We start from the raw sequence: 12,068 nt of genomic DNA on the forward strand, positions 1-12,068 counted from the left end.
CTGGAGTCACCATGCTCGTTCTCTCACTCCTGGTGTTTCTAAGTTGCGTCCTGGCGCTCGCAGCCATTCTCGTGTGGGCATCGCCATCGCGAGTGGAACAGCGTCTCCAAGATACCGTCCCGATCAAGCAGCAGAGCGGATGGAGCGAGACGGCAGCAAAAGCGGCGGCGCGGTTTGCCCGCCTGACTGTTCCCTCTGGAGAGTGGGAGACATCGCCCATCAGAATCCGAATGCTCAACGCAGGCATTCGCCACCCCGACGCTCCTGCGTTCTACTTCGCGGCCAAGTCGCTGCTTCCACTGCTTCTAGCAGGCGTCACCTATACGCTACTGCGCAGCGCGAACTACAGTGAAGCGTATAAGCTTCTGTTGTTTGTGTTCTCCGCTGCATTGATTGGATGCTATCTCCCCAACCTCGTGCTCTATGTGCTCGTGAGGAGTCGCCAGCGTGACGTATTCGAGGGCTTCCCCGACGCCGCAGACCTGATGCTCGTGTGTGTCGAAGCAGGCTTGGGTCTGGACGCCAGCATGAACCGGGTAGCCGATGAGATTGAGCGCAAAAGCCCAGCCGTGGCAGAGGAACTACTCATTACAAACCTTGAAATGCGTGCCGGGGTCAGCCGAGAACAGGCTTTGCGGAACTTGGCGCTGCGCACTGGTGTTGAGGAAATCAGTATTTTCGCCAGCATGCTGACACAGGCCGACAGGTTCGGTACCGACATCGGCGACAGCATGCGAGTCTTTTCAGACGACCTGCGTCACAAGCGACAGACACGTGCCGAAGAACTCGCTGCAAAGATTCCGGTGAAGATGCTGTTTCCCCTTGTGCTGTGCATCTTCCCCGCCATTCTCATGGTGTTGTTGGGGCCAGTGATGATTCAGGCCGTCCGTACGATGTTCCCGTTACTGGGTGGAAAAGGTTAGCCAGCGCGTCAGCAGAAGGAGGCAGCCTGCGACCGCAGAAGAGTCTTCAATCAACTTGCCCCTCAATGCGCCCTCTCCCAATTCCCCCCCACCCCCACCTCCGCCACCAGCGGCACCCTCAGCTGCGCCACCCCCGCCATGATGCGAGGAATCTCCTCCCGCACCCACGCCACTTCGCTTTCAGGCACTTCGAACACCAGCTCGTCATGCACCTGCATGATCATCTTCGTGCTCCGCCCCTGCGCCTCCAGCGTCTGCTGCACCTTGACCATCGAGAGCTTGATCAAGTCCGCCGCCGTCCCTTGCATGGGTGCGTTGATCGCCGCACGCTCTGCGCCCCCGCGACGGGGACCGTTCGGTGAGTTGATCTCGGGCAAATACAGCCGGCGCCCGAACACCGTCTCCACATACCCCCGGCTCTTGGCCGACAGCCGCGTCTCGTCCATGTAGGTCTTCACGCCCGGATACCGCTGGAAGTAGCGGTCGATGTAGCTCTTGGCAGCTGCGTTGTCGATGCCGAGGTTGCGCGCGAGGCCGAAGGCGCTCATGCCGTAGATTAGGCCGAAGTTGATGACCTTGGCATAGCGCCGCTGCTCGCTGCTGACCGCGTCGGGCGCGACGCCGAACACTTCGGCGGCGGTGGCGCGGTGCACGTCCAGGCCTTCGGTGAAGGCGCGCAACAAGGCCGGGTCTTCGCTCAGGTGGGCCATGATGCGCAGCTCGATCTGACTGTAGTCGGCGCTGGCGATGACGTGCCCGGGCGCAGCGACGAAGGCCTCGCGCACGCGCCTTCCCTCGGTGGTCTTCACCGGGATGTTCTGCAGGTTGGGCTCGTTGCTGGACAGCCGCCCCGTGACGGCCACGGCCTGCGCGTAGTGGGTGTGCACGCGGCCGGTGCGCGGGTGGGCCAGTTGCGCGAGCTTGTCGGTGTAGGTTCCCTTGAGCTTGGCGAGGCTGCGGTGCTCCAGCACCTTGGCCGGCAGCGGGAAGTCTTCGGCCAGTTTTTCCAGCACCTCTTCGTCGGTGCTGGGTGCGCCGCTTGCCGTCTTCTTGACCACCGGCAGGCCCAGCTTGCCGAAGAAGATTTCGCCGATCTGCTTGGGGCTGCCCAGGTTGAAGGGCTGGCCCGCGAGTTCATAGGCCTGCTGCTCGAGCTGCAGCATGCGCTGGCCCAGTTCGGCGCTCTGGCGCGCGAGCATGGGGCCGTCGATCAGCACGCCGTTGCGTTCGACGCGATAGAGCACCTCGCTGCTTTGCAGCTCCAGCTCATACACGAAGCGCAGGCGTGCGTCCTGCTCGAGCTTGGGCCACAAGGCCAGGTGCACATCGAGCGTCTGCTCGGCGTCTTCGCAGGCGTATTCGGCGGCTTTGTCCACGGCGACCTGCGCGAAGGGGATCTGGTGCGCGCCCTTGCCCGTGAGGTCTTCGTAATCGACGCCGCTGCGGCCCAGGTGGCGCTCGGCCAGGCTCGCCAGGCCATGCGGCTTGTGCACTTCGAGCACATAGCTTTGCAGCATGGTGTCGTGCGCATAGCCGCGCACCTCGATGCCGTAGTTGGCGAACACATGCCGGTCGTACTTGGTGTTCTGCCCGAGCTTGGCGCGGGCCGGGTCTTCCAGCCAGGGCTTGAGCCGCGCCAGCACCTCGGCCAGCGGCAGCTGCTGCGCACCATCGGGGCCGGCGTGGCCGAGCGGCAGGTAGGCCGCCACGCCGGGCTCGGTGCTGAAGGAGATGCCGATGATCTCGGCGCGCATCTCATCGAGCGAATTGGTCTCGGTGTCCAGTGCCACGATCGGCGCAGCTTCGAGGCGGGCGAGCAGCGCGTCGAACTGCGGCCAGTCGCTCACCGTCTCGTACTGCAGGTTGGTGACGCGCGACGACCCCGCCTGCGCGTCGTCCGGCTCGTCGGTCCGCACCGGCTGGAGCTTCTGCGTCTTGAGCATCTCCGGCTGGACTTCGTGCGTCTCCAGCTGCCGCACCAGGCCCTTGAAGCCATAGCGTTCATAGAACACCTTGAGCTTGTCGGTGTCCTGGCCGCCGACGACGATGTCCTCCAGGTCGGGGAAGCCGGGAATGTGTTCGGCCAGCTCGCAATTGGTGCGGATGGTGAGCAGTTCGCGCCCGCGGGGCAGCCACTCGAGCGCGTTGCGCAGGTGCTCGCCCACCGCGCCCTTGACCTCACCGGCACGCGCGATCAAGGCGTCCAGCGATCCATATTCCTTGAGCAGCTTGACGGCTGTCTTCGGGCCGACCTTGTCCACGCCGGGCACGTTGTCCACGGCGTCGCCCACCAGCGTCTGGTAGTCCACCATGAGCGTCGGGGGCACACCGAACTCGGCCTCGACGCCGGCCATGTCGCGGCGCCGGTCGTTCATGGTGTCGATGACGACCACGCGCTCGTTGACGAGCTGGCTCAGGTCCTTGTCGCCGGAGGAAATCACGGTGTCCACCCCGCGCTCGCAGGCCACGCAGGCCAGCGTGCCGATGACGTCGTCGGCCTCCACGCCCGGCACCCACAGGACCTTCCAGCCGAGCAGGCGCACCACCTCGTGGATGGGATCGATCTGCGAGCGCAGATCGTCCGGCATGGGTGAACGGGTGGCCTTGTACTGCGGGTACAGGTCGTCGCGGAAGGTCTTGCCGGGAGCATCGAACACCACCGCCGCGTAATCCGCGCGCACGTCCTTGCGCAGCTTCTGCAGCATGTTGATCATGCCGCGGATGGCTCCCGTGGCCGGGCTGCTCGGATCGCCGGGCACGGCCCGCAGGTCGGGCATGGCGTGGAAGGCGCGATAGAGGTAGCTGGAGCCGTCGACCAGCAGCAGGGTCTTGGTGTCGGCCGGGTGTGCATGGGGCAGGGTCACGGACATGGCGCGATTGTGCCGCCCGCTCGGAATGGCCTGTCGCGAGGCTCCTACAATCGGGCGATGCGCTCCCCGCTCCTGTTCCTTGGTGCCGCCCTGTCGGCCGGCCTCGTTGCCGCCCAGGCGCCGCTTGCGCCGTCCACCCCGCCGGCGCAGCGCGAGGCGCTGGAGCCCCGCACCAACCAGAAGGTCGAGCGTTTCCAGCACGAAGACGCCGCCAACCGCATCGACGAATTGCGTTACGGCGGCCAGACCCAGCGCATCACCGTCCAGCCCAAGGGCGGCATGCCCGAGTACGAGGTGCAGTCCGACCCCGCCGCGCGCGGCCGCCCGGCCGACACCCGCGACGGCCCGTCCAGCGCCGCCGGGCAGCGCAAGTGGAACGTCCTGCGCTTCTGAATCTCCTGCTGCATCCATGGCCGTTTTCACTGAAGTCAGCGCCGACGAGGCGAGTCGCCTGCTGCGCGAGCTGCGCCTGGGAGAGTTGCGCGCGCTGCGCGGCATCCAGGGCGGCATCGAGAACACCAATTACTTCGTCACCTCCGAGCAGGACGGTCTGCAGCGGGAGTGGGTGCTGACGCTGTTCGAGCGCCTCACACCCGAGCAACTGCCCTTCTATCTCTATCTGATGAAGCACCTCGCGGAGCGCGGCATTCCGGTGCCCGATCCGCAAGCCGATCGCAACGGCGACATCCTGCACACGGTGAGCGGCAAGCCTGCGGCGCTGGTCGATCGGCTGCCCGGCCACAGCGAGCTGGCGCCCGGGCCGGCGCACTGCGCGCAAGTCGGCGAGGTGCTTGCGCGCATGCACCTCGCTGCTCGCGACTACGACCGCCGGCAGCCCAACCTGCGCGGGCTGCCGTGGTGGAACGAAACCGTGCCGGTGGTGCTGCCGCATCTCCAGGAGGCGCAGGCCGCGCTCTTGCGCAGCGAGCTCGCCTACCAGAACCACGTAGCCGCCGGCAGCGCCTATGCGGCTCTGCCGCGCGGCCCCGTCCACGCCGACCTGTTCCGCGACAACGTGATGTTCGACCAGGGCCCGGCCGGTCCGGTGCTCACGGGCTGTTTCGACTTCTACTTCGCGGGGGTGGACACCTGGCTGTTCGATCTGGCGGTCTGCCTGAACGACTGGTGCATCGACCTGGCCACCGGCCGCCACGACGGCGAACGCGCGGCGGCCCTGCTCGGCGCCTACACCGCGCGCCGTCCGCTCACCGGGCCCGAACGCCAGCTGCTGCCGGCCACGCTGCGCGCGGGCGCGTTGCGATTCTGGATTTCGCGCCTGTGGGACTTTCACCTGCCCCGCGAAGCCAGCATGCTCCAGCCGCACGATCCGGCTCACTTCGAGCGGGTGCTGCGCGAGCGCATCGCCCGTCCCCTGCACCCCTGAAAGCAGGCCCCGGGCTTGAGTCAGGTAAATTCATGAGCCGATGAAACTCCATGTGGTCCCGCCGCGCACCGGCATCGAATGGGTCCGGCTGGGCCTGCGCACCTTCTTCCGGCAGCCGCTGGCCTTGGCGGGGCTGTTCTTCATGTACATGACGGCGGTGCTGGTGCTGTCGCAGGTGCCGGTCATCGGCGTGGTGATCGGCGGGCTGCTGGTGCCCGCGGCCACCCTGGGCCTGATGGCTGCCACCGCCGAGGCCAGCCGCGGCCGCTTCCCGATGCCGTCGGTGCTGATCAGCGCCTTTCGCGCCGGCCGCCAGCGTGCCCGTGCCATGCTGGTGCTGGGGGCCATCTACACCACCGGCTCCATTGTCGCGTCGGGCCTCGCTGCGCTCATTGCGGGCGCGCCTCAGGATCCCCAGCCCGGCCAGTTCGACGCCAGCACGCTGCTGGCCCTGGTGCTGCACGCCCCCCTCTTCCTCATGTTCTGGCATGCGCCGGCCCTGGTGCACTGGCACGGCATCACCCCCGCCAAGAGCCTGTTTTTCAGCATGGTTGCAGTGGTGCGCAACTTCGGCGCACACGTCGTGTTCAGCCTGTCCTGGCTGGCGCTGTTCCTCGGGGCAGGCTCCCTGATGGGCCTGCTGGGCGGCATTCTGGGCGGGCCCGGCCTGGCACAGGCGATGATGATGCCGGTGGCCCTGATGCTGGCGGCGATGTTCTCCTGCTCCATCTACTTCACCTTCCGCGACAGCTTCGTCTCCGAGGACGTGGTCGAGGCGCCCGAGCAGCAGCAGGCCCCCTGATCGCGACGGGCTGGCGGGAGCTCAGATCCGCCATTGACGCCACCCCATCCGCTGTGCCATTGTCGCGCCTGCCCCTGGGGAACTTGCACGGGAACGCGCTTGCTGCCGCTGCGGGGCCATCACCCGGAGCCCACCACCATGGAAAGCGACAGCAGCCCTCCGTCCAAGCCGGACTACCTGCGGCCCGCGCGCTTTGCGGGAGACAGGCCGTCGGTGCCCGCGGCGCTCGAGCTCGACTCCGCCACGGCCTGGGCTGAGTTCGAGCGCTTGCGCGACCTGCCGTCGCCTGCGGACGGGCCGCAGCACGCAGGCACCACGGCGCCCACGCCCGGCACCGACTTCGCACCGACCCAGCCGGACTCCGGCCACGCAGGCCCCGCAGGCCGCCTGGCCGCACCGCCGCAGTCACCCACCGGCCCGCTCAGCCTGCACGACGCCATGGTCGAGGCCCGCCGCTACAACCGCGTATGCCCGCGACCGGTCGCGTGGCAGCAGCTGCACGACATGCTGCTGGCGCGTGCACCAGCCGGCGACCGCCCGCCGCCACCGCCGGCCGCCAGTGATCAGCGGGAGCCGACCTCGTTCCTGGCCAGGCGCATGGTGCTGCGCGACCAGCTTCAGTGGGCCGAGGCCCACGGGCTGCTGCCGGACGCCCTGGGCTACCTGCGGGGTTTGACCGAGGAGCAGTGGCAGCACGTGGAGGGCTGAAGCGCCTGGACGCGGACGACCGGCTGCACAGGTCATGCGCCGGCGCCCGAACAGCACCTGCGTGAGCCGGCAGGCGCGGCCGCAGCACCCGGCGCGACACGGCGGTACGCGGTGCGGTGATCGCAGCCCTGCAGTCCCTCCCCTTTCGCTCAGTCCACCGGCGTGAGCTTGGCCACGCTCAGCGCCAGCCACTTCACGCCATGGCGCGGGAAATTGACCTGCGCCCGCGCGTCTTCGCCGCTGCCCTCCAGCGTCTGCACCTTGCCCTCGCCGAACTTGGTGTGAAAGACCTTCATGCCGGCGCGCAGCCCGTGGGCCGGCGGCTCCTTCTGTGCCGGCACGGGCGGACTGGCGAAGGTGGCGGGCGCATGGTCGCGTCCGCCGCCGCGCGTGCTGGGATAGCCCGCGCCGAAACCGAAGGCCGATCGGCCCTGCAACTGCCCCTGGTTGCGCGGCGTGAGCCACTTCAGCGCGTGCTCGGGCAGTTCGTCGAAGAAGCGGCTGCGGACGTTGTAGCGCGTCTGCCCGTGCAGCATGCGCGTCTGCGAGTAGCTGAGGTAGAGCCGCTGGCGCGCGCGGGTGATGGCCACGTACATCAGGCGTCGCTCTTCCTCCAGGCCGTCCAGGTCGGACATCGACCGATCGCTCGGGAACAGCCCCTCCTCGAGGCCGGTGACGAACACCGCGTCGAACTCCAGCCCCTTGGCCGCGTGCACGGTCATGAGCTGCACCGCGTCCTGGCCGGCCTGCGCCTGGTTGTCGCCGGCCTCCAGGGCAGCGTGGGTGAGGAAGGCGGCCAGCGGCGACAGGGTCTCGCCGGTCTCGGCATCGGGCGCGAGGGGCGCCAAGGGTTCGTCGATGACGGGCTGCGCGGGGTCCAGCCCCTGGCTTGCCGGCGACTGGCTGAGGTTGGCGCCGAGTTCATCGACCGGCAGCGCCACGGCATCGCGCCCGAAGCCTTCCTGGGTGACGAAGCTCTCCGCCGCGTTGACCAGTTCGTCCAGGTTTTCGATGCGGTCGGCGCCATCGCGCTCGGCGCGGTAGTGCTCGACCAGCCCCGAGTGCCGCAGCACCAGCTCGATGATCTCGCGCAGGCTGCACCCCTGCGTCTGCTCGCGCACGACGTCGATCTTGGCGACGAAGGCCATGAGGTTGGCGCCGGCCTTGCCGGTGGTGGCGCTCACCGCGTCGTGCAGCGAACAGCCGGCCGCCCGTGCGGCGTCCTGCAGCTGCTCGATGCTGCGCGCGCCGATGCCGCGCGGCGGAAAGTTCACCACCCGCAGGAACGAGGTGTCGTCGTTCGGGTTCTCCAGCAGCCGCAGGTAGGCCAGGGCGTGCTTGATCTCGGCGCGCTCGAAGAAGCGCAAGCCGCCATAGACGCGGTAAGGCACACCGGCGTTGAACAGCGCGGTCTCGAGCACGCGGCTTTGCGCGTTGCTGCGATAGAGCAGCGCGATCTCGTGGCGCGCCAGGCTGCCGGCCAGGTGCCGGATCTCCTCCACGACCCATTGCGCTTCGGCCAGGTCGGTGGGCGACTCGACCACCCGCACCGGCTCGCCCGGCCCCTGGTCCGTGCGCAGGTTCTTGCCGAGGCGTCCCTTGTTGTGGCTGATCAGCGCGTTCGCCGAGTCGAGGATATTGCTGAAGCTGCGGTAGTTCTGCTCGAGCTTGATCTGGTGGCGCACCGCGAACTCGCGCACGAAATCGGCCATGTTGCCCACGCGCGCGCCGCGGAAGGCGTAGATGCTCTGGTCGTCGTCGCCCACCGCGAACACCGCGTTGCCTGTGCCCGCGAAGGCCTTGATCCACAGGTACTGCAGCCGGTTGGTGTCCTGGAACTCGTCGATGAGGATGTGGCGAAAGCGCCGCTGGTAGTGCTCACGCACCGGTGCGTTGTCGCGCATCAGCTCGTAGCTGCGCAGCATCAGCTCGCCGAAATCGACCACGCCCTCGCGCTGGCACTGCGCTTCGTACAGTTGATAGAACTCGACCTTGCGCCGGTCGTCCTCGCTGCGCGCCGGCACGTCGCCGGGGCGCATGCCCTCCTCCTTGCAGCCGCCGATGAACCACTGCAGCTCCCTGGCCGGAAAGCGCTCCTCATCGACGTTGTGCTGCTTCATCAGGCGCTTGATGGCCGAGAGCTGGTCCTGGGTGTCGAGGATCTGGAACGCCTGGGGAAGTTGCGCCAGCTTGTGGTGCGCGCGCAGGAAGCGGTTGCACAGGCCGTGAAAGGTGCCGATCCACATGCCGCGCACGTTCACCGGCAGCATGGTGGACAGGCGCGTCATCATCTCCTTGGCCGCCTTGTTGGTGAAGGTGACGGCCATGATGCCGCCGGGCGAGACCTGGCCCGTGGACAGCAGCCAGGCGATGCGGGTGGTGAGCACGCGGGTCTTGCCCGAACCGGCGCCCGCCAGGATCAGCGCATGTTCGGCCGGCAGGCCCACCGCCGCGCGCTGCTCGTCGTTGAGGTGCCGCAGCAGCGGCGAGGAAGACGGCGTGTCGCCCGCGGCGGCCGCGGATGGCTGAAACTCTGGGAACATGCGGCATTGTAGAAAGCGAGCGTCCAGCCCGATGACACACAAGCCCCTGCTGCCGCGCCTGGCGCGCGTGCTGTCCTGCGCGTGCGCCGCCGCCCTCCTGGCGCTGCCCTCCCACGCGCAGGAGGGCTACTGTGCGAGCGATGGCCAGCCGCGCCCGCGCGCCCTGGTCGAGCGCTTCATCAACGCCGACTGCGCCACCTGCTGGGCCGACCCGGCGGCCGCGCCGGTGGGCCCGCGCGAGCTGGCGCTGGACTGGATCGTGCCGGGCCAGGAGGGCGACGAGGCGCCGCTCTCTGCGGCGGCCCTGCCCGAAGCCCTGGAGCGGCTGGCCCAGCATGGGCGGCAGGCGCCGTCGCGGCTGGAACGCCTGAAGTCGCCGCTGGTCGCCTCGGCGCGCACGCTGCGGGTCTCGCACGGCATGCCGTTCAACGACTACATCGGCACTTCCATCGAGCTGCGCCCGGCGGGCCGCGCGCCCTGGAAAGCCTGGCTGCTGCTGGTGGAGACCATCCCCGCCGGCACGGAGGGCACGCAAGTGGAACGCAACCTGGTGCGCGCCGCCCTCCAGCCGCCCTGGACCGGCTCCAGACCGCCGAGCCGCTCAGAGGAGCAGAAGCTGTTGGAGATGCGGTCGATGCGCGTGCCGGAGGGCGCCAGGCCAGAGCGGCTGCGGGTGGTGGGCTGGGTGGAAGATGCACGGGGACGTATCAGGGTCATCTCGGAATCGCGATGCCGCCACCAGGAAGGGCGGCGGTAGAATCGCGCACCGGGCCCAAGCATCGAGGCCCGGTTTCTTTTTGGCGCGCCCGCTCCTTCCTCGCGCGCCGGTCACCGGGCCAACGTCCAAGCGCTCTCCCTGTTCTCACAACAGTTCCACGGAGCCCTGGTATGGAAATCTTCGACTACGACAACATCCTGCTGCTGCCGCGCAAATGCCGCGTGGAAAGCCGCTCCGAATGCGACGCCAGCGTCGAGCTCGGCGGGCGCAGCTTCCGCATCCCGGTCGTGCCGGCGAACATGAAGACGGTGGTGGACGAGTCCATCTGCGCCTGGCTGGCGCAGCACGGCTACTTCTACGTCATGCACCGGTTCGATCTCGACAACGTCGCCTTCGTGCGCCGCATGCGCGAGCAGCAGGCCTTCGCCTCCATCTCGCTGGGGGTGAAGCAGCCCGACTACGACACCGTGGACAAGCTGGCCGCCGAAGGCCTGGCGCCCGAGTACATCACCATCGACATCGCGCACGGCCACGCGGACACCGTGCAGCGCATGATCGCCCACCTCAAGAAAAGGCTGCCCTCGAGCTTCGTGATCGCAGGCAACGTGGGCACGCCCGAGGCCGTGATCGACCTGGAGAACTGGGGCGCCGACGCCACCAAGGTCGGCATCGGCCCGGGCAAGGTCTGCATCACGCGCATGAAGACGGGCTTCGGCACCGGCGGCTGGCAGCTCTCGGCGCTCAAGTGGTGTGCCCGCGTGGCGACCAAGCCGATCATCGCGGACGGCGGCATCCGCGAACACGGCGACATCGCCAAGAGCATCCGCTTCGGCGCCACCATGGTCATGGTGGGGTCCATGCTGGCCGGGCACGAAGAGTCTCCCGGCCGCACGGTGGAAGTCGATGGCAAGCTGTTCAAGGAGTACTACGGCAGCGCCTCGGACTTCAACAAGGGCGAGTACAAGCACGTCGAAGGCAAGCGCATCCTCGAGCCGGTCAAGGGCCGCCTGGCCGACACGCTGCGCGAGATGCAGGAAGACGTCCAGAGCTCGATCAGCTATTCGGGCGGTCGCAAGCTGCTGGACATCCGCAAGGTGAACTACGTCATCCTCGGTGGGGACAACGCGGGCGAGCACCTGCTGATGTGATCGCTGCAGGCGTCGCCGGAGCCGGCGACCCTGCAGTGGATTTCAAAGCCCCAGCAACTCCAGCGCCAGGGCGTTCAAGCGCGTTCCGGGGTTCACCAGGTCCTCCAGGATGCTGAAGTGGTTCAGCCCGGGCAGCGCCTCGCACACCGGCACCCGTGCCGCGCCCCATGCCTGCTGCATAAGCGCGTTGTGCCGCAGGAACTCCGCGCTTTCCTCGGCACCCGCCACGGTGTAGAGCGCTCCGCCTCGCGGCGGCGGCAGCAGAGCGGGGCTGGCCATGCGCACCTGCTGCGGCGTCAGTTGCAGCGAAGCCTGCAGGCTCGGCGTGCGGCGCAGCGCTTCCAGCTCGTACAGCCCCGAGATCGCCAGCGCCTTTCCCACCAGGTTCTCGGGCAGGCCGCCATCGAAAGCCGGCCAGTCGCACGCCATGAGCATGGCTGCCAGGTGGCCGCCGGCAGAATGCCCGGCCACGACGATGCGCCGCGGATCGCCGCCGTGCTCGGCGATATGGCGCCAGGTCCAGGCGAGCGCCCTCACCTGCTGCATCACGATCTGCGGGATCGTGACGGCCGGGCACAGGTCGTAATTCGGCACCACGGCGCAGGCGCCGGCCCGGGCGAACGCAGCGCCAACGAAGGAGTGGTCGCTCTTGTCGAGGGCGCGCCAGTAGCCGCCGTGGATGAACACCAGCACGGGCGCATCGCGCTGGCGCGTCGGGAAGACATCGAGCCGCTCGCCGGACGCGTCGCCGTAGGCGATGTCCAGCGAGCACGGCACCTCGCTGCGCAGCCGCTCCGAGTCGCGCGCCCAGCGCGCGAAGTGCTCCGGAAAATCGGGCACGCGGGTGCGGTTGTTGTACTGCTCCTCGAGCCACTCGGGGTCGTCAAGCTGCATGCGCTCTCCTGCCAGGTAGGGTGAAGGTGTCGGTTGCGAGCCGGGGCGGCCCGCTGCTCTCGTGCAGCCGGGCAAGCC

Annotated in this window: 10 protein-coding genes; 7 read left to right on the forward strand and 3 right to left on the reverse strand. The window is 68.2% G+C overall.

Annotation, left to right across the window (positions count from 1 at the left end):
• Positions 1 to 11 precede the first annotated feature (11 nt).
• Positions 12 to 923, forward strand: a complete 912-nt coding sequence (locus WG922_RS07170) for a type II secretion system F family protein (protein WP_340281686.1) — start codon at positions 12 to 14, stop codon at positions 921 to 923.
• A gap of 62 nt (positions 924 to 985) precedes the next feature.
• On the opposite strand, the gene polA is transcribed toward WG922_RS07170, so the two are convergent.
• Entirely contained in the window at positions 986 to 3,793 is a 2,808-nt protein-coding gene (gene polA / locus WG922_RS07175) for a DNA polymerase I (RefSeq protein ID WP_340281688.1), read from the reverse strand.
• Between the two features lie 57 nt (positions 3,794 to 3,850).
• Between polA and WG922_RS07180 the strand changes: the two genes are divergently transcribed.
• The 4 genes from WG922_RS07180 (at position 3,851) to WG922_RS07195 (ending at position 6,687) form a co-directional block, all read left to right on the forward strand.
• On the forward strand, positions 3,851 to 4,186 hold the full coding sequence (locus WG922_RS07180) for a hypothetical protein (protein ID WP_340281689.1): 336 nt from the start codon (positions 3,851 to 3,853) through the stop codon (positions 4,184 to 4,186).
• Between the two features lie 16 nt (positions 4,187 to 4,202).
• Entirely contained in the window at positions 4,203 to 5,177 is a 975-nt protein-coding gene (locus WG922_RS07185; RefSeq protein ID WP_340281690.1) for a homoserine kinase, read from the forward strand.
• A gap of 40 nt (positions 5,178 to 5,217) precedes the next feature.
• A complete protein-coding gene (locus WG922_RS07190; RefSeq protein WP_340281691.1) occupies positions 5,218 to 5,979 on the forward strand; it encodes a BPSS1780 family membrane protein in 762 nt (253 codons plus the stop codon).
• Positions 5,980 to 6,117: 138 nt separating this feature from the next.
• Complete coding sequence (locus WG922_RS07195; RefSeq protein WP_340281693.1) at positions 6,118 to 6,687, forward strand: hypothetical protein; 570 nt, start codon at positions 6,118 to 6,120, stop codon at positions 6,685 to 6,687.
• A 149-nt stretch (positions 6,688 to 6,836) separates the two neighbouring features.
• On the opposite strand, the gene WG922_RS07200 is transcribed toward WG922_RS07195, so the two are convergent.
• On the reverse strand, positions 6,837 to 9,230 hold the full coding sequence (locus tag WG922_RS07200) for a UvrD-helicase domain-containing protein (RefSeq protein WP_340281695.1): 2,394 nt from the start codon (positions 9,228 to 9,230) through the stop codon (positions 6,837 to 6,839).
• 31 nt (positions 9,231 to 9,261) lie between these two features.
• Here WG922_RS07200 and WG922_RS07205 point away from each other — a divergent pair, with 31 nt between their 5' ends.
• The gene (locus WG922_RS07205) at positions 9,262 to 9,987 is read left to right on the forward strand and encodes a hypothetical protein (RefSeq protein ID WP_340281696.1); all 726 of its coding nucleotides are present in this window, start codon (positions 9,262 to 9,264) and stop codon (positions 9,985 to 9,987) included.
• A 131-nt stretch (positions 9,988 to 10,118) separates the two neighbouring features.
• Positions 10,119 to 11,096, forward strand: a complete 978-nt coding sequence (locus WG922_RS07210) for a GMP reductase (protein ID WP_340281697.1) — start codon at positions 10,119 to 10,121, stop codon at positions 11,094 to 11,096.
• Between the two features lie 42 nt (positions 11,097 to 11,138).
• Here WG922_RS07210 and WG922_RS07215 read toward each other — a convergent pair whose 3' ends face one another.
• Positions 11,139 to 11,990, reverse strand: coding sequence for an alpha/beta hydrolase (locus WG922_RS07215; RefSeq protein ID WP_340281699.1), 852 nt, complete (start codon positions 11,988 to 11,990; stop codon positions 11,139 to 11,141).
• Positions 11,991 to 12,068: the final 78 nt, after the last annotated feature.

Source organism: Ramlibacter sp. AN1015 (genome assembly GCF_037726105.1).
Taxonomy (GTDB): domain Bacteria; phylum Pseudomonadota; class Gammaproteobacteria; order Burkholderiales; family Burkholderiaceae_C; genus Ramlibacter.

What these genes read in the sequence shown, in the direction of transcription:
- WG922_RS07170 (WP_340281686.1), top strand. Translation starts at nt 12, where the DNA reads ATGCTCGTTCTCTCACTCCTGGTGTTTCTAAGTTGCGTCCTGGCGCTC.
- polA (WP_340281688.1), bottom strand. Translation starts at nt 3,793, where the DNA reads ATGTCCGTGACCCTGCCCCATGCACACCCGGCCGACACCAAGACCCTG.
- WG922_RS07180 (WP_340281689.1), top strand. Translation starts at nt 3,851, where the DNA reads ATGCGCTCCCCGCTCCTGTTCCTTGGTGCCGCCCTGTCGGCCGGCCTC.
- WG922_RS07185 (WP_340281690.1), top strand. Translation starts at nt 4,203, where the DNA reads ATGGCCGTTTTCACTGAAGTCAGCGCCGACGAGGCGAGTCGCCTGCTG.
- WG922_RS07190 (WP_340281691.1), top strand. Translation starts at nt 5,218, where the DNA reads ATGAAACTCCATGTGGTCCCGCCGCGCACCGGCATCGAATGGGTCCGG.
- WG922_RS07195 (WP_340281693.1), top strand. Translation starts at nt 6,118, where the DNA reads ATGGAAAGCGACAGCAGCCCTCCGTCCAAGCCGGACTACCTGCGGCCC.
- WG922_RS07200 (WP_340281695.1), bottom strand. Translation starts at nt 9,230, where the DNA reads ATGTTCCCAGAGTTTCAGCCATCCGCGGCCGCCGCGGGCGACACGCCG.
- WG922_RS07205 (WP_340281696.1), top strand. Translation starts at nt 9,262, where the DNA reads ATGACACACAAGCCCCTGCTGCCGCGCCTGGCGCGCGTGCTGTCCTGC.
- WG922_RS07210 (WP_340281697.1), top strand. Translation starts at nt 10,119, where the DNA reads ATGGAAATCTTCGACTACGACAACATCCTGCTGCTGCCGCGCAAATGC.
- WG922_RS07215 (WP_340281699.1), bottom strand. Translation starts at nt 11,990, where the DNA reads ATGCAGCTTGACGACCCCGAGTGGCTCGAGGAGCAGTACAACAACCGC.